Annotated in this window: 20 protein-coding genes and 1 tRNA gene; 6 read left to right on the plus strand and 15 right to left on the minus strand. The window is 76.1% G+C overall.

The features are described from left to right. Nucleotides 1-175 precede the first annotated feature (175 nt). Entirely contained in the window at nucleotides 176-1,894 is a 1,719-nt protein-coding gene (locus tag GSF02_RS11260) for an AlkA N-terminal domain-containing protein (protein ID WP_159796149.1), read from the plus strand. Then, nucleotides 1,891-2,481 carry a methylated-DNA--[protein]-cysteine S-methyltransferase gene (locus GSF02_RS11265; protein WP_159796153.1) on the plus strand — a complete coding sequence of 197 codons (591 nt, stop codon included), beginning with the start codon at nucleotides 1,891-1,893 and terminating at the stop codon, nucleotides 2,479-2,481. Before GSF02_RS11260 ends, GSF02_RS11265 begins: the two co-directional genes overlap by 4 nt. Here the strand turns inward: GSF02_RS11265 and GSF02_RS11270 are convergent. From GSF02_RS11270 to dcd, 10 genes are all read right to left on the minus strand, one after another. Beyond that, nucleotides 2,441-3,412 carry a cation diffusion facilitator family transporter gene (locus GSF02_RS11270; protein WP_159796156.1) on the minus strand — a complete coding sequence of 324 codons (972 nt, stop codon included), beginning with the start codon at nucleotides 3,410-3,412 and terminating at the stop codon, nucleotides 2,441-2,443. The two genes, GSF02_RS11265 and GSF02_RS11270, sit on opposite strands and share 41 nt — an antisense overlap. 29 nt (nucleotides 3,413-3,441) lie before the next feature. Next, complete coding sequence (locus GSF02_RS11275; protein ID WP_159796159.1) at nucleotides 3,442-4,164, minus strand: AAA family ATPase; 723 nt, start codon at nucleotides 4,162-4,164, stop codon at nucleotides 3,442-3,444. A gap of 99 nt (nucleotides 4,165-4,263) precedes the next feature. Beyond that, on the minus strand, nucleotides 4,264-4,662 hold the full coding sequence (gene mnhG / locus GSF02_RS11280) for a monovalent cation/H(+) antiporter subunit G (protein ID WP_159796162.1): 399 nt from the start codon (nucleotides 4,660-4,662) through the stop codon (nucleotides 4,264-4,266). Beyond that, nucleotides 4,659-5,048: a monovalent cation/H+ antiporter complex subunit F gene (locus GSF02_RS11285; protein ID WP_159796165.1), complete on the minus strand. Its 390-nt coding sequence runs from the start codon at nucleotides 5,046-5,048 to the stop codon at nucleotides 4,659-4,661. The genes mnhG and GSF02_RS11285 overlap by 4 nt, the downstream gene beginning before the upstream one ends. Next, on the minus strand, nucleotides 5,045-5,674 hold the full coding sequence (locus GSF02_RS11290; RefSeq protein WP_235915506.1) for a Na+/H+ antiporter subunit E: 630 nt from the start codon (nucleotides 5,672-5,674) through the stop codon (nucleotides 5,045-5,047). The genes GSF02_RS11285 and GSF02_RS11290 overlap by 4 nt, the downstream gene beginning before the upstream one ends. Next, on the minus strand, nucleotides 5,671-7,287 hold the full coding sequence (locus GSF02_RS11295) for a Na+/H+ antiporter subunit D (RefSeq protein ID WP_159796168.1): 1,617 nt from the start codon (nucleotides 7,285-7,287) through the stop codon (nucleotides 5,671-5,673). Before GSF02_RS11295 ends, GSF02_RS11290 begins: the two co-directional genes overlap by 4 nt. Next, nucleotides 7,284-7,874 carry a Na(+)/H(+) antiporter subunit C gene (locus tag GSF02_RS11300; RefSeq protein ID WP_159796171.1) on the minus strand — a complete coding sequence of 197 codons (591 nt, stop codon included), beginning with the start codon at nucleotides 7,872-7,874 and terminating at the stop codon, nucleotides 7,284-7,286. The genes GSF02_RS11295 and GSF02_RS11300 overlap by 4 nt, the downstream gene beginning before the upstream one ends. After that, nucleotides 7,871-10,909 carry a Na+/H+ antiporter subunit A gene (locus GSF02_RS11305; RefSeq protein ID WP_159796174.1) on the minus strand — a complete coding sequence of 1,013 codons (3,039 nt, stop codon included), beginning with the start codon at nucleotides 10,907-10,909 and terminating at the stop codon, nucleotides 7,871-7,873. Before GSF02_RS11305 ends, GSF02_RS11300 begins: the two co-directional genes overlap by 4 nt. Before the next feature lie 159 nt (nucleotides 10,910-11,068). Continuing rightward, nucleotides 11,069-12,190, minus strand: a complete 1,122-nt coding sequence (locus GSF02_RS11310) for a hypothetical protein (protein WP_159796176.1) — start codon at nucleotides 12,188-12,190, stop codon at nucleotides 11,069-11,071. Between the two features lie 159 nt (nucleotides 12,191-12,349). Then, nucleotides 12,350-12,925 carry a dCTP deaminase gene (gene dcd / locus GSF02_RS11315; protein WP_159796179.1) on the minus strand — a complete coding sequence of 192 codons (576 nt, stop codon included), beginning with the start codon at nucleotides 12,923-12,925 and terminating at the stop codon, nucleotides 12,350-12,352. 117 nt (nucleotides 12,926-13,042) lie between these two features. On the opposite strand from dcd, the gene GSF02_RS11320 reads away from it, so the two are divergent. Together GSF02_RS11320 and GSF02_RS11325 are read left to right on the plus strand one after the other, a co-directional pair. Next, a tRNA-Gly gene (locus GSF02_RS11320) sits at nucleotides 13,043-13,116 on the plus strand. A 350-nt stretch (nucleotides 13,117-13,466) separates the two neighbouring features. Then, the gene (locus GSF02_RS11325; RefSeq protein WP_159796182.1) at nucleotides 13,467-16,295 is read left to right on the plus strand and encodes a DVUA0089 family protein; all 2,829 of its coding nucleotides are present in this window, start codon (nucleotides 13,467-13,469) and stop codon (nucleotides 16,293-16,295) included. An 85-nt stretch (nucleotides 16,296-16,380) separates the two neighbouring features. Here GSF02_RS11325 and GSF02_RS11330 read toward each other — a convergent pair whose 3' ends face one another. The 3 genes from GSF02_RS11330 to GSF02_RS11340 form a co-directional block, all read right to left on the minus strand. Next, nucleotides 16,381-17,457, minus strand: a complete 1,077-nt coding sequence (locus tag GSF02_RS11330; RefSeq protein WP_159796185.1) for a pirin family protein — start codon at nucleotides 17,455-17,457, stop codon at nucleotides 16,381-16,383. A gap of 1,047 nt (nucleotides 17,458-18,504) precedes the next feature. After that, a complete protein-coding gene (locus tag GSF02_RS11335) occupies nucleotides 18,505-19,506 on the minus strand; it encodes a hypothetical protein (protein ID WP_159796188.1) in 1,002 nt (333 codons plus the stop codon). Nucleotides 19,507-19,521: 15 nt separating this feature from the next. Next, entirely contained in the window at nucleotides 19,522-20,067 is a 546-nt protein-coding gene (locus tag GSF02_RS11340; protein ID WP_159796191.1) for a DinB family protein, read from the minus strand. Between the two features lie 52 nt (nucleotides 20,068-20,119). Between GSF02_RS11340 and GSF02_RS11345 the strand changes: the two genes are divergently transcribed. Further along, on the plus strand, nucleotides 20,120-20,722 hold the full coding sequence (locus GSF02_RS11345) for a TetR/AcrR family transcriptional regulator (protein ID WP_159796194.1): 603 nt from the start codon (nucleotides 20,120-20,122) through the stop codon (nucleotides 20,720-20,722). 49 nt (nucleotides 20,723-20,771) lie between these two features. Here the strand turns inward: GSF02_RS11345 and GSF02_RS11350 are convergent, their stop codons facing one another. Then, nucleotides 20,772-21,722, minus strand: coding sequence for a sugar phosphate isomerase/epimerase family protein (locus GSF02_RS11350; protein ID WP_159796197.1), 951 nt, complete (start codon nucleotides 21,720-21,722; stop codon nucleotides 20,772-20,774). A 138-nt stretch (nucleotides 21,723-21,860) separates the two neighbouring features. Here GSF02_RS11350 and GSF02_RS11355 point away from each other — a divergent pair, with 138 nt between their 5' ends. After that, nucleotides 21,861-22,130, plus strand: coding sequence for an HPr family phosphocarrier protein (locus GSF02_RS11355; RefSeq protein ID WP_159796200.1), 270 nt, complete (start codon nucleotides 21,861-21,863; stop codon nucleotides 22,128-22,130). Between the two features lie 66 nt (nucleotides 22,131-22,196). On the opposite strand, the gene ptsP is transcribed toward GSF02_RS11355, so the two are convergent. Beyond that, the coding region (ptsP, locus tag GSF02_RS11360; protein WP_268892870.1) for a phosphoenolpyruvate--protein phosphotransferase at nucleotides 22,197-23,783 on the minus strand (1,587 nt) is incomplete at its 5' end.

The following is a 23,783-nucleotide window of genomic DNA, read 5'->3' on the forward strand; positions in this document are numbered from 1 at the left end:
TCTCCCCGTTGTGGTGAGCTCGGCCCGTGGTGGTGCGCTCGGCAGCTCGAGGTGCCGAGCTCACGACAAGGTGCCGAGCTCACGGGTCGGAGAGGGCATCAACAGCGGGCGAGCCCTCACCGCCGTGTCCGAAACCCGCTAGCCCTCGCGCTGCCGGCCAGGTCAGGATGGCGACATGGCAGCGATCACGGTTTCGGCGCCCGAGCCGACGGCGGGCGCGCCGGCGCCCGAGCCGACGCCCGGCGACCTGGCGCCCGACCCGGTGCTCGGCGACCTGGTGTTCGCCGAGCGGTACCGCGCCATCGCGGCGCGCGACGCCCGGTTCGACGGCCAGTTCTTCACCGCCGTCAGCTCCACCGGCGTGTACTGCCGGCCCTCCTGCCCGGCGCGGACGCCGAAGCCGCAGAACGTCACCTTCTACCTCACGTCCGCCGCGGCGCACGAGGCCGGCTATCGCGCCTGCAAGCGCTGCCTGCCCGAGGCCGCGCCCGGCACCCCGGAGTGGAACCTGCGCCGCGACGTCGCCGGCCGCGCGATGCGGCTCGTCGCCGACGGCGTCGTGGACCGCGAGGGCGTGGACGGGCTGGCTGCCCGGCTCGGCTACAGCGCCCGGCACGTGCACCGCCTGCTGGTGGCGGAGCTGGGCGCCGGGCCGCTGGCGCTCGCCCGGGCGCAGCGCGCGCAGACGGCGCGCGCCCTGCTCGTGGGCACGGACCTGCGGCTGGCGGACGTCGCCTTCGCCGCGGGGTTCGGCTCCATCCGCCAGTTCAACGACACCGTCGCCGCGGTCTTCGCCGCGACGCCGGGCGAGCTGCGCGCCCGGGCCCGGCGTGGCGAGCGGCCCGCCGCCACCCCGGCGGGCGCGGCCGTGCGCCTCGAGCTCGCGCTGCCGGTGCGCCAGCCGTTCGACGCCCCTGGCGTGCTCGGTTTCCTCGCGGCCCGCGCCGTCGCGGGCGTGGAGGCGGCCGCGACCGACGACGACGGCACGCTGCGGTACGCGCGCACGCTCGCGCTGCCGCACGGCCCCGGCGCGTTCGAGGTGGCCGCGACGCCGGACGCCACCGGTGCGCACGGCCCCGGCGCGCGCTGGGCGCTGCGGCTGCGCCTCGAGCTGACGTCGCTCGCCGACGTCGCCACCGCCGTCGCCCGGGTGCGCCGCCTGCTCGACCTCGACGCGGACCCCGTCGCCGTCGACACCGCGCTGGCGGCCGACCCCGCGCTCGCCCCGCTCGTCGCTGCGACGCCCGGCGTCCGGGTGCCGGGCACGGTGGACCCCGAGGAGCTGGTGCTGCGCGCGATCGTCGGCCAGCAGATCTCGGTGGCCGCGGCGCGCACCCACCTCGGCCGCCTGGCCGCGGCCGTCGGGCGCCCGTACGCCTCGTCGCTGCCCGGCCTGGACCGGCTGTTCCCCACCCCGGCCGAGGTCGCCGCGGGCGTGCCGGTGCCCCCGGACGCCGCCTCGGCCGCCGACCCGTCGCGGCCGCTGCGGCTGCCCGCACGGGGCGTCGCCGCCGTCGTCGGCGCCGCCCGCGCGCTGGCCGACGGCGAGCTCGCCGTCGATGTCGGCACCGACGCCGGCGCGCTGCGCGACGCGCTCGTGGCCCGGCCCGGCGTCGGGCCCTGGACCGCCGCGTACGTGGCGATGCGCGTGCTCGGCGACCCCGACGCGTGGCTCGCCGGCGACGTCGCCCTGCTCTCCGGCGCCGTCGCTGCCGGCGCGCTCGACCTGCCGGCCGGCACGCCGAAGGCCCGCGCGCACCGGGCGCTCGCCGAGCGCGCCGCCGCCTGGGCGCCCTGGCGCTCCTACGCCGCCCTGCACCTGTGGCGGGTCGCCGCCCAGCGCCCCGCCGGCCGCGCCCCCGCCCGCCCACGCACCCCCGAGGAGACCCGATGACCACCGCCCGCACCGCCACCCTCGCCACCCCGGACGGCCCGTTCACCGTGCTCGTCGGCGCGCCCGGAGGCGACGCCCCGGGCGCCCCCACGAGCGTCGCCGCGGCGGGTGCCGTGCTCGCCGCCGGCTGGACCGAGGACCCCGGCACGCTGCTGCCGCTCGTCCACCCCGGGCTGCGCCCGGTCGAGCTCACCACCGGCACCGACGACGGCCTGCGCGCCGCCGTCGACGCGGTGACTGCCTACTACGACGGCGAGCTGGCTGCGGTCGCGGCGGTGCCCGTGGTGCAGCGGTCCGGCGAGTTCCGCCAGCACGCGTGGGAGGTGCTGCGCGGCGTCCGGCCCGGCGAGCGGGTGACGTACACGCAGTACGCGGCGCGGGCCGGCCGCCCCGCCGCGGTGCGCGCCGCCGCCGGGGCCTGCGCCATGAACGCCGCCGCGCTGTTCGTGCCCTGCCACCGCGTCCTGCGCACCGACGGCTCGCTCGGCGGGTTCCGCTACGGCCTCGGCGTCAAGGAGAGCTTGCTGGCCCGCGAGGCCGCGGCGGTCACGGCCGCAGCGACGGCTCCTCCGGCGTCGACACGGTGAACACCGCCCCGGCCACGATGGGCAGGGCCGTGACCCGGCGCTCGAGCGCGTCGAGCCGCCGCGCCACGGCGGTCTCGGACTCGTCGCCGCGCAGGTCCACGCTGGCGACCAGGTACAGCGACCGCGGCCCCACGAACTCCAGGCGCAGGTACGTCACCCGCTCCACCTCGGGCATGTCCAGGAGCGCCTGCAGCGCCGCCTCCCGGGTGGCCGGCAGGGCCGTCTCGCCGACGAGGAACCGCCGGTTGCGGTCGATGAGCACCACCGACACGACGGCGAGCACGAGCCCGACGACGATGGAGCCGACGGCGTCCGGCACGGGCGACCCCGTGAGCTGGTGGGCCAGCACGCCGCCGAACGCGATGACCAGGCCGGCGAGCGCCGCGGCGTCCTCGGCGACGACGGCGCGCAGCGTGGGGTCCGAGGTGACGAGCACGTGGTGCAGCACGTCGCGCTCGGCCGAGCGCGCCTCGGCCCGCGCCTGCCGCGTGGCCTGCAGGAACGAGATCCCCTCGAGCACGAACGCGACGCCGAGCACGACGTAGGCCACCCCGAAGCTCCCCGCCGGCTCGGGGTGCACGAGCTCCTGGACGCCGTGGGTGATCGACACGCCGGCGCCGACGGCGAACAGGCCCAGCGCCGCGAACATCGACCAGACGTAGGCCTCGCGCCCGAAGCCGAGGGGGTGCGCGCGGTCGGCCGGGCGGCGCGAGCGGCGGTCGGCGAGCAGCAGGAACACCTCGTTGCCCGTGTCGGCCCAGGAGTGGACGGCCTCCGCGAGCATCGAGGCCGAGCCGGTGATCGCCGCCGCCACCGACTTGGCGACGGCAATGAGCGCGTTCGCGCCGAAGGCGACGAGGACGGTCAGGGTGCTCTCGGTGCGTTCGGCGGGCTGCGCGACGCGCGGGCTGCCGGTGTCGGGGAGGGTCATGCGCCCGGTCTACCAGCGCCCCGCGGCGCTCACCCGAGCAGGTGGCGCAGGTAGCGCCCGGGCGCGTCGAGGAACGCGCGCCAGTGCTGCACCAGCTCGAGCTCCTCCCACGCGGCCTCGCGCAGGCCCCACGGGCCGACCTCCAGGATCGTCGCGCCGGGCAGCGCCGCGAGCACCGGGGAGTGCGTCGCGCACAGCACCTGCCCGCCCCGCCCCGCCAGGTCCGCCAGCACGCTCATGAGGCTGAGGGTGGAGGCGAAGCTCAGCGCCGCCTCGGGCTCGTCGAGGCAGTAGAGGCCCGGCCCGTCGAACCGCGTCTCCAGGACGGCGAGGAAGGACTCGCCGTGGCTCATCTCGTGGAACACCGGGTCCCGCGGTCCCGGGTGCTCCTCGAGGAACGTGTACCAGCCGTGCATCGTCTCGGCACGCAGGAAGAAGCCCCAGCGCCCCGACCCGACGCCCCGCTGCAGCCGCACGGCGCGGTGCAGCGGCGACTCCGTCGCGCGGGTCGAGTGCCGCCCGTGCGCGGTACCGCCCTCGGGCGAGAGCCCGTAGGCGACGGCCACCGCCTCCACCAGCGTCGACTTGCCGCTGCCGTTCTCCCCGACCAGGAACGTCACGCCGGGCGCCAGCTCGAGCCCGTCGCGCAGCACCTGCTCGACGGCGGGCACGGTGCGCGGCCACACGCCGCCCGGCAGCGGGTGCTCGCCGTCGGGCACGACGCGGACCACGGGCGGCTGCGAGAAGTCCACGCGGGCATCATGCCGCGCGGGCCCGACGCCCGGGCCCGACGCCCGGGCAGGACGCGCCGGCAGGACGCGCGCGGCGCGGGCGACGCGGCCGGGCACGGCCTACCGCGGCGCCGTCGGCTCCTCCGGCAGACGCCGCGGCTCCGCCTCGTCGCCGCCCAGCTCGTCGACCTCCAGGTCGGCGGGGTCCACCTTGCCGGTGCGCACGCCGGCCCGGCCCACCATGTGCGCCGAGACGGGCGAGGTCAGCAGCTGGAAGGCGACCACGAGCGCGAGCATCGTCACCGTCGGCCACGACCGCACGCGCAGGGCCACACCGATCAGCAGCAGGATCAGCCCCAGCACCTGCGGCTTGGCCACGGCGTGGGTGCGGGCCAGCAGGTTGCCGAAGCGCAGCACGCCCACGCCCGCGGACAGCGAGAAGTAGGCGCCGAGCAGCAGGCACGCAGCCGCCACGACGTCGGCCAGCGTCGTCCAGACCCCGGGATCGGCCTGCGTCATCGGACCTCCCCCTCGGCGCCGCCGCCGTGGTGCTCGGCGTCGTGCGACGCCTCCGCGGCGTCCAGCGCCTCCATGCGGCCGGCCTCGCCGGCAGCGATCTCGTCGGACGAGCGCACCACGCCCTCGCCCTCGGGCTCCACCGACGCGAAGCGCGCGATCGCCACGGAACCCACGAAGCCGACCAGGGACAGCACCACGAGGATCGGGATGGTCTCGGTGCGGCGCGACCACGCCGCCTCGACGGCGATCGCGCCGACGAGCACGCTGGTGAGCACGTCGAACGCGATGCTGCGGTCGAGCATCGACGGGCCCCGCTCGATCCGGACGACGGCGAGCAGCGCCGCGACGGCCAGCAGCCCGGTCGCGACGAAGACGGCGACGATCACGCGCGTCCCTCCCTTCGGGCGGTGCTGCGCACCAGCCGGTCGCCGGGCGTCGCGAGGCCGAGCCGGACGAGCTCGTCGTCCGACGCGAACGCGCGCAGCACCCGGGCCTCGAGCGCCAGCGTCGTCTCCCGGACGCCGTCCGGGCCACCGGCGCCGGCGAGGTCGAGCACGTGCAGGTAGAGCATGCGGGTGCTGCGGTGCGCCTCCACCACCACGGAGCCCGGCACGAGCGACGTCATCTCCGCGGTGATCGTGAGGAACACCTCCGAGCTCGACGCGAGGCACACGCCGACGATGCCGGACCGCGGCGGCCTGCCCGGCCGCAGCGCCAACCAGGCGACGTGGAACGACGCCGCGAAGAGGTCGACGAGGAACCGCCCCGCCAGCACGAGGAAGGGCCACGGCCGCAGGCGCCCGTGCGTCTGCACCGACGGCAGCGGCAGCACGGTGACGACGACCGCGCCCAGCACCGCGCCGGCGATGAGGTTGGCCCACGACAGGTCGCCCCACAGCAGCACCCAGATCACGGTGAGCACGACGATGGTGGTCCACTGGGCGCGCAGGCGGCGGGCGCGGCGGCGCCACGGCCCCGGCCGGGCGGTCTTCGTGGTGGTCACGGCGCTCACGGGTGCTCCTCCCCCACGACCTCGTTGGACGATCCCGTGCCGCGCTCGCCGCCGCCGGGGAAGACGGACTCGACGTACGTGCGCCCGTCCATCGACGTGGCCGCCGCCCGCTCCGAGTACGCGTAGAGCGGCCCGGCCACCACGGTCAGCGCGAGGCCGACGGCGACCATCGCCGCCGTCGGGCCGACCATGCCGCGTGGCAGCACGGCCTGGCCGGTGGTGCCCTCGACGATCGCCTCCGGCGGCGCCTGCCAGAACGCCTTGTTCCACGCCTTGACCAGCGCGTACAGCGTGAGCAGCGACGTGACCACGGAGCCGACGACGGCGACCCAGGCGAGCAGCGAGCCGTCGGCGACGCCGGACTCCAGCAGGCCGACCTTGCCGAGGAACCCGGACAGCGGCGGGATGCCGGCGAGGTTCATCGCCGGCACGAAGAACAGGACGGCCAGTCCCGGCGCCACCTTCGCCAGGCCGCCGAGGCGGTCCAGCGACGTCGACCCGCCGCGCCGCTCCACGAGCCCGACCACGAGGAACAGGGTGGTCTGGACGGTGATGTGGTGCACGACGTAGAAGATCGCCGCGGCGGTGCCGGCCTCGGAGGCCAGCGCGATGCCGAAGACCATGTAGCCGATGTGGCTGACCAGGGTGAAGGACAGCAGTCGTTTGACGTCGTCCTGCGCCACCGCGCCGAGGATGCCGACCACCATCGTCAGCACGGCGAGCACCATGAGCACCTGCTCCACCCGCTCGTGCCCCGGGAACAGCAGGGTCTGCGTGCGCAGGATCGCGTAGACGCCCACCTTGGTGAGCAGGCCGGCGAACACCGCGGTGACCGGGGCCGGCGCCGTCGGGTAGGAGTCGGGCAGCCAGGCCGACAGCGGGAAGATCGCCGCCTTGATGCCGAACGCGAGGAGCAGCAGCAGCTGGATGCCCAGGCGCACGGCCGGGTCGACGTCCGGCATCCGCTCGGCGAGCTGGGCGATGTTCACCGTGCCGGTCGCGGCGTAGGCGAACCCGACGGCGGTGAGGAACAGGATCGAGCTCAGCAGGGCGACGACGACGTAGACGCTGCCGGCGCGGATGCGCTCGCCCGTGCCGCCCACGGTGAGCAGCACGTACGACGCCGCGAGCAGGATCTCGAAGCCGACGTAGAGGTTGAACAGGTCCCCCGCGAGGAACGCGTCGGCGACGCCCGCGGCCAGCACCAGGTAGGTGGGGTGGTAGATCGCCACGGGGATGACGTCGGCCTCCGACTCCTCGTCGGCGTCCGGGTCGTCGTCGCGGCCGGGGCTGTCGGCGACGCCCTGCGCCATCGAGTACAGCAGCACGCAGAGCATGACGACGCCGCTCACGGTGAGCATGAGCGCGGCGAGGCGGTCGGCGACGAGGTCGACGCCGACCGGCACCGCCCAGTCGCCGATGTCGACGACGACCGGGCCCTCGTCGGCGGCGACCAGCAGCGCGACGGACGCGGCGAGCGCGACGGCGATCGCCGCCACCGAGATGGTGCGCTGGGCGCGCACGTGGCGGTGCAGCGCGAGGGTGAGCCCCGCGCCGAAGAGCGGCACCAGGACGGGCAGCGGGACGAGGGTGTCGACCGACCACATGCTCATGCGCGGCCCCCGTCCCGGCCGTCACGGCCGTCCCGGCCGCCCTGCGACCGGTCGCGCCCCATGCCGGGTGCGGGGTCGCGCCCGTCGTCGGGCGCCTCGGGCGCGCGCACCGTCGTCACCTGCGCGACCTCGTCGTGGATCTCCGCCGCCTCCTCGTCCAGGGACACGCCGGGCTCGCCGGCGTCCGCGTCGTCGTACGACGGCGCGTTGCGCGCCGCGAGCCGCGCGATGCGGCGGTCCTCCACGTCGTCCTGCACCTCGTCGTGGCCGTTGAGCTGCCAGGAGCGGTACGCCATGGCCAGCACGAACGCCACCAGGGCCAGCGTGATGACGATCGAGGTGAGGATCATGGCCTGCGCCAGCGGGTCGCTCATCCGCTCGTCCTCGGGGGCGTTGCCGACGATCGGCGAGGCCCCGGCGCGGCCGCCGGCCACGAGGATCGCGAGGTTCGCGCCGTTGCCCACGAGCACGAACCCGAGCAGCACCCGGGTCAGCGACCGCTCGAGCAGCAGGTACACGCCGGCGGCGAAGAGCACGCCCACCGCCAGCACCAGCGCGCCGGACGGGACGGTGTCGAGCACGATCATGCGTGCTCCTCCTCTCGGACGCGGGCGACCAGGGCGGCCTCCTCGGCCTCGTCGGTGTCGGCCTGCCGGTCGATCTCGGCCCCGAGGGTCCGCAGGATGTCGAGCACGAGGCCCACGACGACGAGGAACACACCCATGTCGAAGAACAGGCTCGTCACCAGGTGGACCTCGCCCAGCACCGGCAGCTCGATGTGCGGGGCGAAGCTCTCCAGCGCGTCGTGGCCGCTCAGCAGCGCGGCCAGGCCCACCCCGGCGGACAGGAACAGGCCGGTGCCGAGCAGCAGGCCGGGGTGCACGGGCGCCGCCTCGCCGAGCTCGTAGCGCCCGCCGGCCAGGTACCGCACCGTCAGGGCGATGCCGACGACCAGCCCGGCCGCGAACCCGCCGCCCGGGGCGTTGTGCCCGCTGAACAGCAGGAACAGGGCGAACACCACCATCACGTGGAAGATCACGCGGGTGATCACCTCGAACAGCACCGAGCGACGCTCCGGGGCGAGCGTGGGCACGGCCACCAGCCAGCGCGCGTACTGCGGGCGCCGCGGCGCCTTGGCGAACGCCTCCGCCTCCCGGCGCGTGGCCTCGGCGTCGTCGGACGCGCGCAGCACGGTGCCGCTGCGCTGGCGCAGGAACACCAGCGACGCGACGCCGGTCGCGGCCACGAGCAGCACGGAGATCTCGCCGACGGTGTCCCACGCGCGGATGTCGACGAGCGTCACGTTGACCACGTTCTTGCCGCCGCCCCAGCTCAGCGCCTCCTGCGGGAAGTCCACGGAGATCGGCAGGTGCACGCGGGCCAGCGGCGCCGCGACGCAGAACAGCATCATCACCAGGCCGGTCACCACGCCGACCGCCAGCCGCAGCCAGCGGCTCGCGGGCAGCGGCCGGTAGGAGAAGTACGGGGGCAGGCGGCGCAGCACCAGCACCATGACCACCAGCGTCACCGTCTCGCACAGCACCTGGGTCAGCGCCAGGTCGGGGGCGCCGTGCAGCAGGAACAGCGCGGCGTTGCCGTAGCCGGCCACGCCCACCAGCAGCACCGCCTTGAGGCGGCGGCGCGAGCGGGCGGCCAGCACGGCCGCCACGGCGACGACCACGACGATCGCCAGCTGCGCCGGCCGGTCCCACAGCGCGACGGCGAGCGGGCCGATCCCGACGACGCCGGCGCGGCCCGCGGCGTCGGCGGCGACCGGCAGCACGCCGGTGCCCGTGGCGGGGTTCAGCAGCCCGAACGCCAGCGCGAGGCCGGGACCGACGGCGAGCACCACGAGGATCGCGCCGAGGTAGAACGGCAGGGAGCCGCGCTGGGTGCGGCCGGTGACGTCGGCGGCGAGGTCGTCCAGGCGGCGCATCGAGCGGCGGTAGACGGCGTCGGCGCCGCGGGGCGACCACAGCAAATCCTGCCACCGCTCGACCCGCGAGCGCTGCCAGAAGGCCAGGAAGCCGACGGCGAAGACCACGAGCGTCACGCCGAGCGGCGGGGCGATGCCGCCCCACAGGGCCAGGTGCCCGGGCTCGCCGGCGGGATAGGTGTCGGCGTACGGGGCGAGCAGCCCCTCGCCGAAGTTCGGCAGCAGGCCGGCGAGGAGGCCGAGGGCGCCGAGCACCACCGGGGGGACCACGAGCCACAGCGGCTGCCGCTCGGCCGGCGTCGGGCCGGCGACGGGGCCCTCCTCGTCGGCGGGCAGCGGGTGCTCGGCGTGCCAGCGGCGCTCCCAGTCCCGCTTGGTCCCGAACGCTCCCCACAGGAACCGCAGCCCGTAGGCCAGGGTGAGCGCCGAGCCGAGAGCGATGACGGCGACCATCCACCAGCCGAGGGGGTCGCCGTGGTGGGCCTCGGCGACGAAGGCCTCGAGGGCCGCCTCCTTGGCCACGTAGCCGGCGAACGGCGGCAGGCCGACCATCGACGCGGTGGCGAGCACCGCGGCGGTGCAGGTGATCGGCAGCTGCCGGGCCAGGCCGGACAGCCGGCGCAGGTCACGGGTGCCGGTCGCGCGGTCGACGACGCCGATGACCAGGAACAGCGACGCCTTGAACATCGCGTGAGCCCCGAGCAGCGCCAGCCCGGCGAGCGCCGCGGCGCGCGTGCCGTAGCCGAGCAGCAGCGTGAGCAGGCCGAGCTGGGAGACGGTGCCGAAGGCGAGCACGAGCTTGAGGTCGTGCTGGCGCATGGCGCGGTAGCCGCCGAGCAGCAACGTGGCCGCCCCCAGCACGACGAGGGACACCCGCCAGGCGGGGACCTCGCCGAACGCGGGGGCGAACCGCGCGACCAGGTAGATGCCGGCCTTGACCATCGCTGCCGCGTGCAGGTACGCCGACACCGGCGTGGGGGCGGCCATCGCCGCCGGCAGCCAGAAGTGCGTGGGCACCAGCGCGGACTTGCTGGCCGCGCCCACGACGAGGCACAGCGCGGCGGCAGTGACCGCGGGCCCGGTGAGCCTGCCCTCCGCGCCGGCGGCGATCACCTCGGACACCCGCCAGGTGCCGGCGTCGACGCCGAGGATCACGAGGCCGACCAGCATCGCCAGGCCGCCCGCCGTCGTCACGACGATCGCCTGCATGGCGGCGCGCCGCGACGCCTTGCGGTCGGCGTAGTGACCGATCAGCAGGTAGGAGAAGACCGTGGTCAGCTCCCAGAACACGAAGGTCAGGAGCAGGTCGTCGGAGGTGACCAGGCCCGCCATCGCCCCGGCGAACGCGACCAGGACGCCGCCGAACCGGCGCAGGCCCTGCGCGTCGCGGGAGAAGTAGGCGCTGCAGTACAGCAGCACGAGGGCGCCGACCCCGCCGACCACCAGGAGCATCAGCCACGACAGCGTGTCGAACCGGAAGTCCAGGGCCAGGTGGAGGCCGGGCACCCAGGGCACCTGTTCGACGACCGTCTCGCCGGCGAGCACCGCCGAGGTCTTGGTCAGGGCGTACCCGGCCGCGGTCGCGGGGGCGAGGGCGAGGGCCCAGAACGCACGCCGGCCCCACCACCCCACGAGGGTGGGGGCGGCGAGGGCCAGCACGAGGTGGGCGAGAAGTACGAGCAGCACGTCCGCTCCGTCCGGTCGGGCGCCGTACGGAACGCTTCGAGCCTCAGACAGGCAGGGTCGACGACGTACCGCGTGACGCGGGCGGGTGGGCGATTTCGCGACTCATCTTACCCGTTCTTGACCGTTACCTGCCCCGGGCATCCAGCACGCGCCGAGGTGTCAGAGGTCCTCGGGGTCGACGAGGAAGTCCGCCTCGTCGGCGATCTCCCCGCCGACGGCCTCCCACAGCGCCCGGGACATGCCGGCCACCACCTCGGCCGCGCGCCGGCGCGCGGCCACGAGCACCGGGTCCGGGCGCTCGCGCTGCGCCTCCGCCACGTCCGGCGGGTCCCAGCGCACGTGGTAGGCGACGCAGCCGTCCGCGGCCCACGGCAGGTCGCGCAGCAGCAGGGGCAGCACCGTCTCGCCCATGACCTCGACGGTCACGTACCCGTCGGGGCCCAGGTCGGTCACGACGCCGTAGCCGTCGAGCACCTGGGGGGCCTGCAGCGCGGCGATGTCGACGTCGTCGGCGCGGGCGTGCAGCGCGCGGCGCTCGTCGTCGTCGAGGTCGTCGGCAGCCAGGAGCCCACCCTCGGCCAGGCCGGGCGGCGGCCCCTGGTACTCGGCGCCCTCCGTGGCCAGGGCGGCCGCGGGGTGGACCGCCTGGGCGACCTGCTGGCAGGCCTGCGGGTCGAGCCAGACGTCCGAGAAGACCGCCAGGTCCACGGCCGCCGCCGGGTCGGGCGTGAGCACCGTGCCGCTGCCGCGCCGGTCCGCGGGCACGGCCGGGTCCCACAGCCCCGCGACGTCGAGGCGCACCGAGCCGCCGAGCCGGCGCGCGGCGGCGATCAGCCACGACACGACGCGCTCCTCCTCGCGGTTCGGCAGGCCGCCGGGGAAGGACCGCGCCAGGCCGTCGCGGTCCCCCTCGCCCGGCACGGGCGGGTCGTCCCAGCGCTCGCGCGGGGTGACGACGTCGAACACGAGCTGGGTGCCGGCCGGCAGGCCGGGGTCGAAGCCCTGGCCGGCCGGGGCGTACGGGCCGGTGAGCGTGGAGTGCCGGCTCAGCCGCAGCACGCCGGGCTCGCCGGGGCCTGCCATGCGGCCGACCGGCACGTCGGCGCCGGGCAGCTCGGCGGGCACCACGTCCCAGCGGGTGCCGACGAACCGCGACATCGCGAGCACCTCGACCTCGTCGACGACGACGTCGGCGGGCAGGGCCAGCAGGTGGCGCGCCTCGTGCCCGCGGGTCACGGAGCGCGGCAGCGCCGGGAGCGCGGCCGTGGCGGTCTCGGCCATGCGGAGCTCCTTCCGGGTCGGCAGGGCACGACGGCGGGTCGCGCCGGCGTGGCGCGATCGAGCGTAACGGCGCGGAGCCTGCCCGCCTAGCGGCACTTTGCCCTTTTTGCTCTCACCGTGGCTCATGCCACGCCTCCGTCGCCCCTCGGTCCTGGCGCGTCAGATCGCGGTGCGGTGGAACGACTGCCACGACCGGCTCGCCGTCGGGCCGCGCTGGCCCTGGTAGCGCGACCCGTACGCGGCCGAGCCGTAGGGGTGCTCCGTCGGCGAGGACAGCCGGAAGAAGCACAGCTGGCCGATCTTCATGCCCGGCCACAGCAGGATGGGCAGCGTGGCCACGTTGCTCAGCTCCAGGGTCACGTGGCCGCCGAAGCCCGGGTCGATGAAGCCCGCGGTGCTGTGCGTGAGCAGACCCAGGCGGCCGAGGGACGACTTGCCCTCCAGGCGCGCGGCGACGTCGTCGGGCAGCGTGACCGTCTCGAACGTGGAGCCGAGCACGAACTCTCCGGGGTGGAGCACGAACGGCTCCTCGGGGCCGACCTCCACGAGGCGGGTGAGCTCGGGCTGCTCCTGGGCCGGGTCGATGACCGGGTACTTGTGGTTGTCGAACAGCCGGAAGAACTTGTCCAGGCGCACGTCGATGCTCGACGGCTGGATCATGGCCGGCTCGTACGGGTCCAGGAGGACGCGCCCGGCGTCGAGCTCGGCGCGGATGTCGCGGTCGGAGAGCAGCACGAGGACACGGTAGTCCCCGCGCGGCCCCGCCCGCGGGCACCGTCCGGGGCGTCGGATTCGGCCGACCCGCCGCGGGCGGTTATGATCGGGACGCGCGCACCGCCGACGGTGCGTCACGCGGGTGTAGTTCAATGGTAGAACTTCAGCTTCCCAAGCTGACAGCGCGGGTTCGATTCCCGTCACCCGCTCCAGCACAAGGCCCCTCGCCCCGCGGCGAGGGGCCTTCGTCGTCAGCGGTGGGCGCCGGCGGCGCGTGCACGCCCGCGGCGACGACTGTCGTGGACGACTGTCGTTGACGGCGCTCCCGTCATCGCGTGAGCGGTCGTACGGGGGTACCCATCGACCGGACGGGCGGCGCCGTGAGGGAGCGGAGCGCCTCCGTCGGCACGCTCGGCGATCCTGCGGCGACGTCGGCGTCGTTGCCGTCAATCGCGCCTTCTCCTCTGGCACACTCCGATCGCTCGCCACGGCTCCGAGCCGTGACGACGGTCCTTGCCTCACTTCTCCTCCGGGGGTCCCCTTGCCACTCCGCCGCCCGGCGGTGACCGCGCTCGCACTGGCCGTCTCGTGGGCGCTCCTGCTGCCCGCCGTCCCGGCCTCCGCAGCCCCGTCGCCCGACCACGAGCTCGACGCCGAGCACCTGCCGCGGCCGGAGCGTCCGGACGACGCGACGGAGCGCGACTTCGCCGCCGACGCCGTCCTCGTCCGCTTCAGGCCCAGCGCCGCCAGGGCCGCGAAGGACCGGGCGCTGTCCCGGCGCGACGCCCGCGCCGGCTCGGCCGTCCCCGGCACGGGCTGGGTCAGGGTGCACGGCGAGGCCTCCGCGGTCGACCTCGTGGAGAGCCTCCGGGACGACCCGGCGATCGCCGAGGTCACCCTCGACTACGCGCGCACAGCCACCGTCGCGCCGGACGACCTGGCCTACGCCTACGGCGAGCAGTCCTACCTCGACACCGTCCGGCTGCCGCAGGCGTGGGACCGGACCAAGGGCTCGACCAGCCAGGTCGTCGCGGTGGTCGACAGCGGCGTCGACACCGCCCACCCGGACCTCCGGGGGCGCACGGTCGCCGGCTACAACGCGCTCACCCCGGGCAGCGCGCCGAAGGACGACAACGGGCACGGCACCATGGTCGCCGGCATCGCCGCCGCGAACACCGACAACGGCGAGGGCGTGGCCGGTGCCGCTTGGACGGCTCGCGTCATGCCGGTCAAGGTTCTCGACGCCGAGGGTTCGGGGTACGACTCGGACGTCGCCGAGGGCGTGGTGTGGGCCGCGGACCACGGCGCCAGGATCATCAACCTGTCGCTCGGCGGTCCCCACGACGGCGCGGTGCTGCACGACGCCGTGCGGTACGCCACCGGCAAGGGCGCAGTGGTGGTGGCGGCCGCCGGCAACGACGGCGACGGCCGCGCCCAGTACCCGGCGGCGTACCCGGAGGTCGTCGCGGTCGGCGCGACCGACGCCACCGGACGCCTCACCGACTTCAGCTCGTACGGCGACTGGGTCGACGTCGCCGCGCCCGGTGCCGGCATCGTCTCCACCGGTCCGGGCGGGGGCTACTACGTCGGCGACGGCACCTCCTTCGCCGCCCCGATCGTCGCCGGCACGGTCGCGCTGGTGCGGACGGTGTACCCGTCGCTGACCCCGGCGCAGGTCGCGTCCCGGCTCCGCAGCACCGCCCGGGACGCCGGCCCGCGCGGCATCGACCCGTACTACGGCTACGGCGTCCTCGACGCGTACGCCGCGGCGGGAGGCTCCTGGGCGAAGGACTTCCCCGCGCCGTCGCTCGGCGCGAACGAGCCCAACGACGTGCCGGCCCGGGCCACCGCGCTCGGCGCTCTCGCCGCCACCACCACCCGCACGGGGACCATCGGTGCCGAGGGCGACGTCGACTGGTACGCGTTCTCCGTCGACGGCCTCAGGGCCGTCGACGTCACGGTGACGCCGCCCTCGTACGACGCGAGCCGGTCGCAGAACGTGGACCCGGTCGTCGCCGTCTACGACCGCGACCTGCGCCTGCTCGGACAGGCCGACGCCGGCGCCGGTGGCGTCCGGGAGAAGGTGTCCGCCCGGCTCCCCGCGGGCTCCTACCTCGTCGCGGTGAGCAGCTACAACGGCGCTCTGGACACGCGTCCCTACACCGTGACGCTGGCGTCCGGCCCGACGTCGTCGCCCGCGAGCCCGGCGGGCGAGCAGGCCTGGGTGCGCGCGGCGGCCCCGGCCGACTTCGCCGCGTCCGTCCCGGTCACGACGAGGCCGACCGTGACCTTCGCCCGCGACGTCGATCCCGCCTCGGTGACGCCCTCCACGGTGCGCCTGCTCTCGGGCCGCACCGGGGCCGCGGTCGCCGCCCGCGTCTCGGTCAGCGGGAGCACGGTGACCCTGACCCCGGCCGCGGCGCTGCAGGACGGCACGCCGTACCGGATCGCCGTCAGCGGGGTCGCGGACCGCGCGGGTGCCGTCCAGAGGGGGCGCTTCACGTCCACGTTCCGGACCGTCGACGTGGCGCCGCCCGCGGTCTCGGGCCTCAAGGCGCAGGGCGCCTACCAGGGCGCCACGCTGACCTGGACGCTGCCGAGCATCACCGACCTGGACAAGGTCGTCGTGCGGGCCGGCGCGGGCACCACCGCACCGTCCAGCCCCAGCCAGGGCATCGCGGTGTACTCCGGCACCGGCAGCTCCGCCAAGGCCACCGGCCTCACCGCGGGCACCACCTACACCTTCCGGGTCTGGGTGCGGGACCGGTCCGGCGCCTACGGCCCGGCGTCGACCGTGACGCTGCGCGGCACCCAGGTCTCCCTGGGCTCCAGCACCACCGCCCTGACCTCCGGCGGCTCGGTGACGGTGACGGGCAAGCTGGTCCGCAAGGACACCGGCGCCGGGCTCGCCGGGGTGCCCGTCCAGCTGTACGGCAGGTACAAGGGCGCCACGTCGGACACGCTGGTCGCCACGGTGACCAGCGGCACCGGCGGCGCGCTCACCTACACCCACAGGCCCACCAAGGGCGTCACCTACACGTGGGTCTACCGGGGCTCCAGCACGCTCACCGGGAGCGTCAGCCCGCTCCGCGGGGTCACCGTGGCCACCCGGGTGACCGGGACCCTGTCGAGGACCTCGTTCCCGCTCGGCAGCACCGTCACGCTCTCCGGCTCGGTCGCGCCCAGCCACGGGGGCCGGACGGTGTACCTGCAGCGCCACGTCGGCGGTCAGTGGAAGAACGTCGCGAGCCGGACGCTCTCGTCCTCGAGCACCTACTCCTTCTCGATCAAGCCGACCACCCGCGGCACGTACACCTACCGGGTGCACATGCCCGCCGACACGGACCACGCGGCCGGCTACAGCCCGCTGCGCAGCTTCAAGGTCTCCTGAGCCCGCGCGAGCCGGCCGGCCACCCGCCGCGACCGGCCTGCGGGCGCTCGGGTCGGTGCTCGCGACCTGCGTGACCGACCCGCGCTCAGCTCAGGGCCGGCGGCTCGGCGACGCCCGGCGCCGGCGGGGTGACCGGGCGCGTGCGCGGCTTGAGCGTGACGTCGGGCAGCACCGGCGCGCGCAGCGGCCCGGAGGCGTAGCCGTCGACCCGGCCGAAGCGGCGCCCCGCGGCGCCGTCGGCGTAGGCGGTGGCGCCGTCCGGGGCGTCCGCCACCTGCGCCATCCACTCGGCGCGCGCCCGGGCGACGTCGTCGTGCGTGCGCCCCACGAAGTTCCACCACATGACGATGTCCTCGTCGAACGGGACCCCGCCGAGGAGCACGGCACGCGCCGGGCCGCCGGGGCCGGCCTCGACCACGAGGCGGTCGCGGCCGGGGGCGGCGTACGCGAGCTGGTCCTTCGGCACCGCGGCGTCGGCGAAGGTCACCTCGCCGGCGTCCACGAGCAGGGCGTGCTCGAACGCCGGGTCGGCCTCGACCTCGAGCCGCGCACCCGGCGCCAGGTCCACCTGTGCGCCGACCAGCGGCGTGTAGGTCCGCGCCGGCGAGACCAGCCGCCGTCCCGCCACGTCGAGAGCGCCCATGAACACCTGGACGCGGGCGCCGTCGGCCTCGTGCACCGGCAGGCCCTCGTGGTGCTCGAAGTGCGGCGCGTCGCCGAGCGCGGACGCCGGCAGCGCCGTCCACAGCTGCACGCCGTGCAGCCGCGGCGGCCGGCCCTCGCGCGGGGACTCCTCGGAGTGCGAGATGCCGGCACCCGCCGTCATGAGGTTGAGCTCGCCCGGCCGCACCGTCTGCAGCGACCCGACGGAGTCCCGGTGCAGGATCTCGCCCTCGAACAGCCAGCTCACCGTCTGCAGGCCGGTGTGCGGGTGCGGCGGCACCTGCATGCCCTCGGACCGGGACACGTCGTCGGGCCCGTAGTGGTCGCAGAAGCACCACGCGCCGACCAGCGAGCGCACGCGCTGCGGCAGGGTGCGCCGCACGCTCATCGCGCGCGGGCCGCCGAGCGGCACGTCGCGGGCCGTGAGCAGCTGGACACCCGGCGCCACGTCGCCCGCGGCGCACACCTGCTCGGCGGGGCGGGTCTCGAGGTTGCTCATGCGGCGAGCCTAGGGCCACGGCCGCGGGCGGGCACCGGCCGTGGTGAACGGCCCGGCGGAGGTGGGCGGCCGCAGAGTCGGCCGCAGAGTCGGCCGAGGCCCCCGGGGCGGCCGGGGGCCTCGGCGAGACCGCGCTCCCCTGGCCTGAGGGCCAGGGGCGCCGTGTGACGTCACGACCCCGGCAGGACCGTCGGGCGAGGAGCCGTCGCGCACGTGCTCGTGCGCGGGCCCCCAACCCGTTCTCCACGGCCCCGCCGGACGCGGGTGGTCTTCCGGCCCCGCTCGAGCACCTGCGTCGTCATCCGCAGCCCGCACCGCGGTACGGGAGGCTCGTTCGTTCTCCGGTCGACCGGTGTCTCGTCCGCGAGCCCGGCACCTCCTGCAGCGAGGCGCCCGGTGTTCGTCGTCGAGACCGGTAGCCACGTTTGTAGTGCGGGCGTCGGGCCTGGTGCAAGACCCTGCCGGGGTGGATTGCGGCCGACGCGCCTGACCACAGACTCGTCCACAGGACGTGCGGCGGAATCCCCACATCACCCACAGCCCTGTGGACAAAATTTGTGGACGCCGGGCGCCGCGGCGGGAGCCCGGACGGTCCACAGGTCGATCCTCCGGCCCGGCAGGCGGGCTCGGTCACACCCTCCGCAGCCCCCTCGCGGCGGCCCCGGGCGCCCGCGCGCGGCGCCCCGCGCCCCGACCGGCGACGGGGCCCGCCGGCGTCGCGTCACCCCAGGTAACAAGTCGGAAACGGTGTGTTCTCGCGGCCGCCACGGCCCGAGTAGCATCCCTCGGCGGGTGCTATATGGGCCGCCCGTGGCCTCCGTCACGACGCCCGCCCGGGTTCCGCCCTCGCGTGCCGTGCGAGGCCCGTCGCGCCGCCGCGGAGCGGGCGCCGGTCGCGATTCACAGGCGGTGAACAACGCGGTGGAAATCACACCCTTGTCCACAACTCCCTGTGGACGGGGGCTGTGGATACCGCTGTGGACGTTCGGCGCGCGGGCCCGGCGCGGCTACTGCGCGGGCCCGGCGCGGCGCCCGCCGGGCGCAGGCTCACACCCAGGCGCCCGTGCTCGCGGCCCCCGGCTCGAGCCGCGCCCGCAGCTCCTCCGGCGTCGCGAGGAACCCGCCGTCGTCGACGATCGCCCCGCCCACCCGCTCGTGCAGCAGCAGCGCGAGGCGGGCGATCGTCGCGCGCATCCGGCTGCGGGCGAGCACGTGCAGCGTGGACGGCCGCTCCACCTGCAGCTCGTACGGGTCGGGCGCCAGCCAGCGCAGGCGGTAGGCGAAGGGCCCGTAGTCTCGCCACTCCAGCGCTCCCAGGGCGCGCGGCACGCGGTCGACGTGCTCCACCTCGACCCGCAGCGCGCCGTCGTACGGGGTGCCCGCCGTGACCTCGTACCGCAGCGGGCCGCCCGGTGCCGCGGCGACGGGCTCGGCCGCCGCCGCGAGGCGGCGGACGGTCCGGAGCAGGTCGTCCGGCGCCAGGGGGTGCGTGGCGTACAGCGCGACGTCGACGGCGCCGGCGGGGTCCGGCGCCAGCAGCACGCGCCCGTCGGCGAGCACCGAGCCGCCTGTCTTGCGCGCCACGGCCGCCGCCCACTGCACGGCGCGCAGCTCCGCGCCCTGCGGCAGCCCGGCGGCGAACGCCCGCGCGACGCCGTCGCGGTCGTCGTACGACGTCGGGCGCGGGCCGCGCGCGGGCGCCGCACCGTCGGTCGGGGTCACGGCGTACGCGTCGGCGGCCGCGCCGCCGCGCACCTCCAGGGCCGCGGCGTCCTCGGCGGCCACCGGGAACGGGCCCACGACCACGTGCTCGCCGTCGATCCGCAGCACGCCGGGCGAGCGCTGCTCGGCCGCCGCGACGCGCACCCCGCGGAACCGGGCCCCCACGGCGCCCCGGGGCACCGCGGTCACGACGGGCTGGCGCACCCAGACGACCTCGGCGAACCAGGCCGCCGCGAGGGACGGCAAGGACGGCGCGCCGGCGGCGGGCACCAGCAGCAGGTGGCCCCCGACGTGCTCGACGGGCACCGACGGCGGGGCGGTCGCCACGACCGGACCGCGGCGTCAGGCGGCGACGTCGTGCAGGTGGTGCACCACGTCGTGGAGGAAGTACTGGCCCAGGGTCCGCACCGTGAACTCCGAGCCGTTGGACCGGCGGCCCGGGCGCTCGAGGTCGGCGGCGGTGATCGAGTCGAAGCGCTCGGCCACCTGCTCGCCGGCCGTCTCGAGCTCGCGCGCGACGACGACCGGGTCCTGGCGGGCGTACCCCTCCGCCACCGCGGTGGCGTCCTGGTCCCAGTTCGCGAACAGCGGGTCGTCCTCGGCCAGCATCGCGGCGAGCCGCTCGTCGAAGAGGCGGAAGACGTCGCGCACGTGCGCGCCGTACTCCAGCGGCGACCAGACGTCGGGCCGGGGCCGCTCGCGGGCGTCGGCCCGCTCCAGGGCGGCGCGCCAGCGCGGCAGCGTGGCCCGCACGGCGTTGCCGACGCCCAGCGGGTCGGCGTCGGCGGCGACGAAGCCGCACTCGGGGCACGGGCGCTCCAGCACCCACGTCCAGTCCTTGGTGTCCGGCAGGATGGGGTCGGCGCCCGGGGGCGTGGCATCGGTCACAACGCCGAGGGTAGCGCTCAGGGTACTGACGGCGAATGCCTATGATGTCAGCATGCCCAAGATCATCGGCAAGAGCCTGCACGAGCACCGCCAGATGACCCGGCACAAGCTGTTCACGGCCCTGTCCACGCTGATGCAGGAGCGCGGCTTCGACACCATCACGCTGGCGGACATCGCTGCCGCGGCCGGGGTGGGTCGCACCGCCGTCTACAACCACTTCCCCGACAAGGAAGCGTTGCTCCTCGGCTTCATCACGCACGAGACGGAGCAGTACGCCCAGACGCTCGAGCGCGCGCTCGACGGCGTGGACGACCCGGTCGAGCAGCTGCGCACGTACATCCGGCAGCAGGCCCAGCTCGCGCGCGTGTTCCACCTGGCCCCGGGCCCCGACCTGCGCACGGTGCTGTCCCGCAGCACCCAGCAGCGGCTGCGCGAGCACGCCGAGATCGTCGAGTCGATCCTGCGCCGGATCCTGCGCTCCGGGATCGACAGCGGCGAGTTCCCGGAGCAGGACATCGACCCCACCGTGCAGCTCGTCAACGCCTGCCTGTCGGGGCGGCTCATCCCCGAGGACGCCGCCGCCCGCGAGCGCGCCGTCCGCGCCACCGAGGCCTTCGTGCTGCGCGCCGTGGGCGCGCGCGACGTCGCCGCCTGACGCGGGCTCACCGGCGCGACCTCACCGGCGCGGCCTCACCGGCGCGGGCTCACCACGCGTCGGCCGGCAGGTGCCGGTGCTCCGGGGCCGGCGGGTGGTACTCCTTCGGCTCCGGCTGCAGGTAGGAGCGCGCGTAGGTGAGCGACGCCTCGAGGTCGGCGCGGCGCTCGTGGGGCGAGCGCGCCTTGCGCGTGGCGATCTCGACGACGACGTCGCCCCGCCAGCCGCGGGACACCAGCTCCTCGAGCACGAGGTCGCACGGCTGGCGGCCGCGGCCGGGCACGAGGTGCTCGTCGCGCGCCGCCCCCGAGCCGTCGGCCAGGTGCACGTGCCGCAGCCGGTCGCCGAAGACCTTGACCAGCTCGAGGCCGTCCTGGCCCGCGCAGGCCGCGTGGGACAGGTCCAGGGTGACGGCGTCGTAGCCGTGCTCGGTGGGGTCCCAGCCCGGCAGGTAGGCCATGTAGTCGCGCTGCCCGCGGTGCTTGCGGGGCCGCCACGGGTACATGTTCTCCACCGCGATGGTCACGCCCGTCTCGGCGCTCAGCTCGCGCACCTGCTCCTGGAAGTCACGCGCGTACTTGTACTGCCAGCGGAAGGGCGGGTGCACGACGACGGTGCTCGCCCCCACCTCCAGCGCCAGGTCCACGCTGCGGCGCAGCTTCGGCGCCGGGGCGCGGCCCCACACGCGCTGGCTGACCAGCAGCGTCGGCGCGTGGACCGACCGCACCGGCACGCCGTACTGGGTCGCCAGGTGCCGCAGCGTCCGGGCGTCCTGGGTGGCCGGGTCCGACCAGACCATCACCTCGACGCCGTCGTACCCGAGCTCGGCCGCCGCGCTGAACGCGTACGCGGCGCGGCGGGGGTACACCGACGCCGTGGACAGCGTCACGGGGATCTCCGGCAGCCCGCGGCCGTCGGGTGACGTGCGGTCCGGTGCCGGGTGGTGCAGGGGCTGCGACTCCTCGGTGCCGTCCTGCGGGGTCCGGGTCTGGTCCGCCATGGCGTCACCCTAAGCCTGAGCCCTGGGCACTGGCTGGGCGAGAGCGTGCCGGGCGCCGCACGGTCGCGCGATCCAGGACGTGCCCCTATGATGCGACGACTGGTCCAGACCAGTGGACCCACGGCAAGGGAGCGCCCCATGGAACGGTCAGTCGTCGTCGCCATCCGCGAGGGTCTGCACGCCCGGCCCGCCGCGCTGTTCGCCAAGGCCGCGGGCGAGCAGCCCGTCCCGGTGCGGATCGCCAGGCCCGGCGGCGAGCCGGTCGACGCCGCGAGCATCCTCGGCCTGATGACGCTGGGTGCCGGCGCGGGCGACGAGGTCGTGCTCAGCACGCCGGCCGACGGCGACGACGACCGCGCCGCGCTCGACGCCCTGGTCGCGTTCCTGGAGCAGACCGAGGTCGCCTGACCCCGGCCCGCCCCGCCGAGACGGTCGCCGCGGACCATCTCGCCGGGAGGAGCGACCACCTCGGCGTCAGAGGCCGATCTCCGCCAGCACCGGCCGCAGCCGCTCGCGCACCGCGTCGCGGGCGGCCTCGGCGTCGGGCGCCGCGAGCGCCGCCCGGGCGAGCTCGCGGCACGCGTCCGACGACGTCGCGGCCAGCACCGCGCCGACGTCGCCCAGCGCCCGCGGCGCCATGGACAGCGACGTCACGCCCAGGCCCACGAGCACCGGGGCCAGCACCGGGTCGCCCGCAGCCTCGCCGCACACGCCCACCGGCCGCCCCCGCTCGGCCGCCCCGTCGCAGGTGGCGCGCACCAGCTCCAGGACCGCCGGCTGCCACCCGGTCGACAGCACGGCCAGGTCCCCGAGCTCACGGTCGGCCGCCATCGCGTACTGGGTGAGGTCGTTCGTGCCGAGGCTGCCGAACGTGGCGTGCTCGAACACCCACCGCGAGCGCAGCGCCGCCGCGGGCACCTCCACCATCACGCCGGCGCGCTCGAGCCCGTGCCGCGCGCACGCCGCGACGAACCGCTCGGCCTCGTCCGCGGTCGCGACCATCGGCGCCATCACCCAGACCTCCGCCTGCTCGGCCGCGGCCGCCTGCGCGATCGCCTCGAGCTGCCGGTCGAGCACCTCGGGGTGGCGGGCGGCGGTGCGCAGCCCGCGCACGCCCAGGGCGGGGTTGGGCTCGCTCGCGGCGGTGACGAACGGCAGCGGCTTGTCGGCGCCGGCGTCGAGCGTGCGCACCACCACCTTGCGGCCACCGAACGCCGCGAGGACCGGCCGGTAGGCCGCCACCTGCTCCTCGACGCTCGGCTCCGCGGCGCGGCCGAGGAAGCAGAACTCCGTGCGGAACAGGCCCACCCCCTCGGCGCCCGCCTCCACGGCAGCCTTGGCGGCGTCGGCGTCGGCCACGTTGGCCAGCAGGTCGACGCGCACGCCGTCCGCCGTGCGCCCCGGCGCCTCGAGGGCCCGCCGACCGCGCGGGCCGGCGTCCGCGAGCGCGGCGACTGTCGCGGCGTCCGGGTCGCGCTCGACGACGCCACCGGTGCCGTCCACGAGCACGGTGTCGCCGTCGGCGAGGTCGAGCGCCCCGGCGACGGCGACGACGGCCGGGATGCCGAGCGAGCGCGCCAGGATCGCCGTGTGCGACGTCGGACCGCCGCCGGCCGTCACGACCGCACGGACCTGCCCGGGGTCGAGGGTCGCGGTGTCGGCCGGGGCCAGGTCCTCGGCCACGAGCACGAACGGGTGGCCGGGCGTGGGGACGCCGGGCGGCCGCACGCCCGTGAGCTCGGCGACGATGCGGTCGCGCACGTCGCGCACGTCGCGGGCGCGCTCGCTCAGCGGCGGGCCGAGCGTCTCGAGCTGCGCCGCCAGCGCGTCGGCGGCGTCCCAGACGGCGCGCTCGGGCGTGGCGCCCTCCTCGCGCACGCGGCGCTCGGCGTCGCGGGCCAGCGTGGGGTCGGTCGCCATGCCCGCGGTGACGGTGAGCACCTCGGCGGCCGTGCCGCTGGCCCCGCCCGCCCGGGCCAGCAGCGCGTCGCTCACGGCGCCGGCGGCGGCCGTCAGGCGCGCGACCGCCGCGTCGGCGTCGTCGCCGGCGGGCCGCGCCGC

The organism is Puerhibacterium puerhi (assembly GCF_009846865.1).
Lineage (GTDB): Bacteria > Actinomycetota > Actinomycetes > Actinomycetales > Cellulomonadaceae > Puerhibacterium > Puerhibacterium puerhi.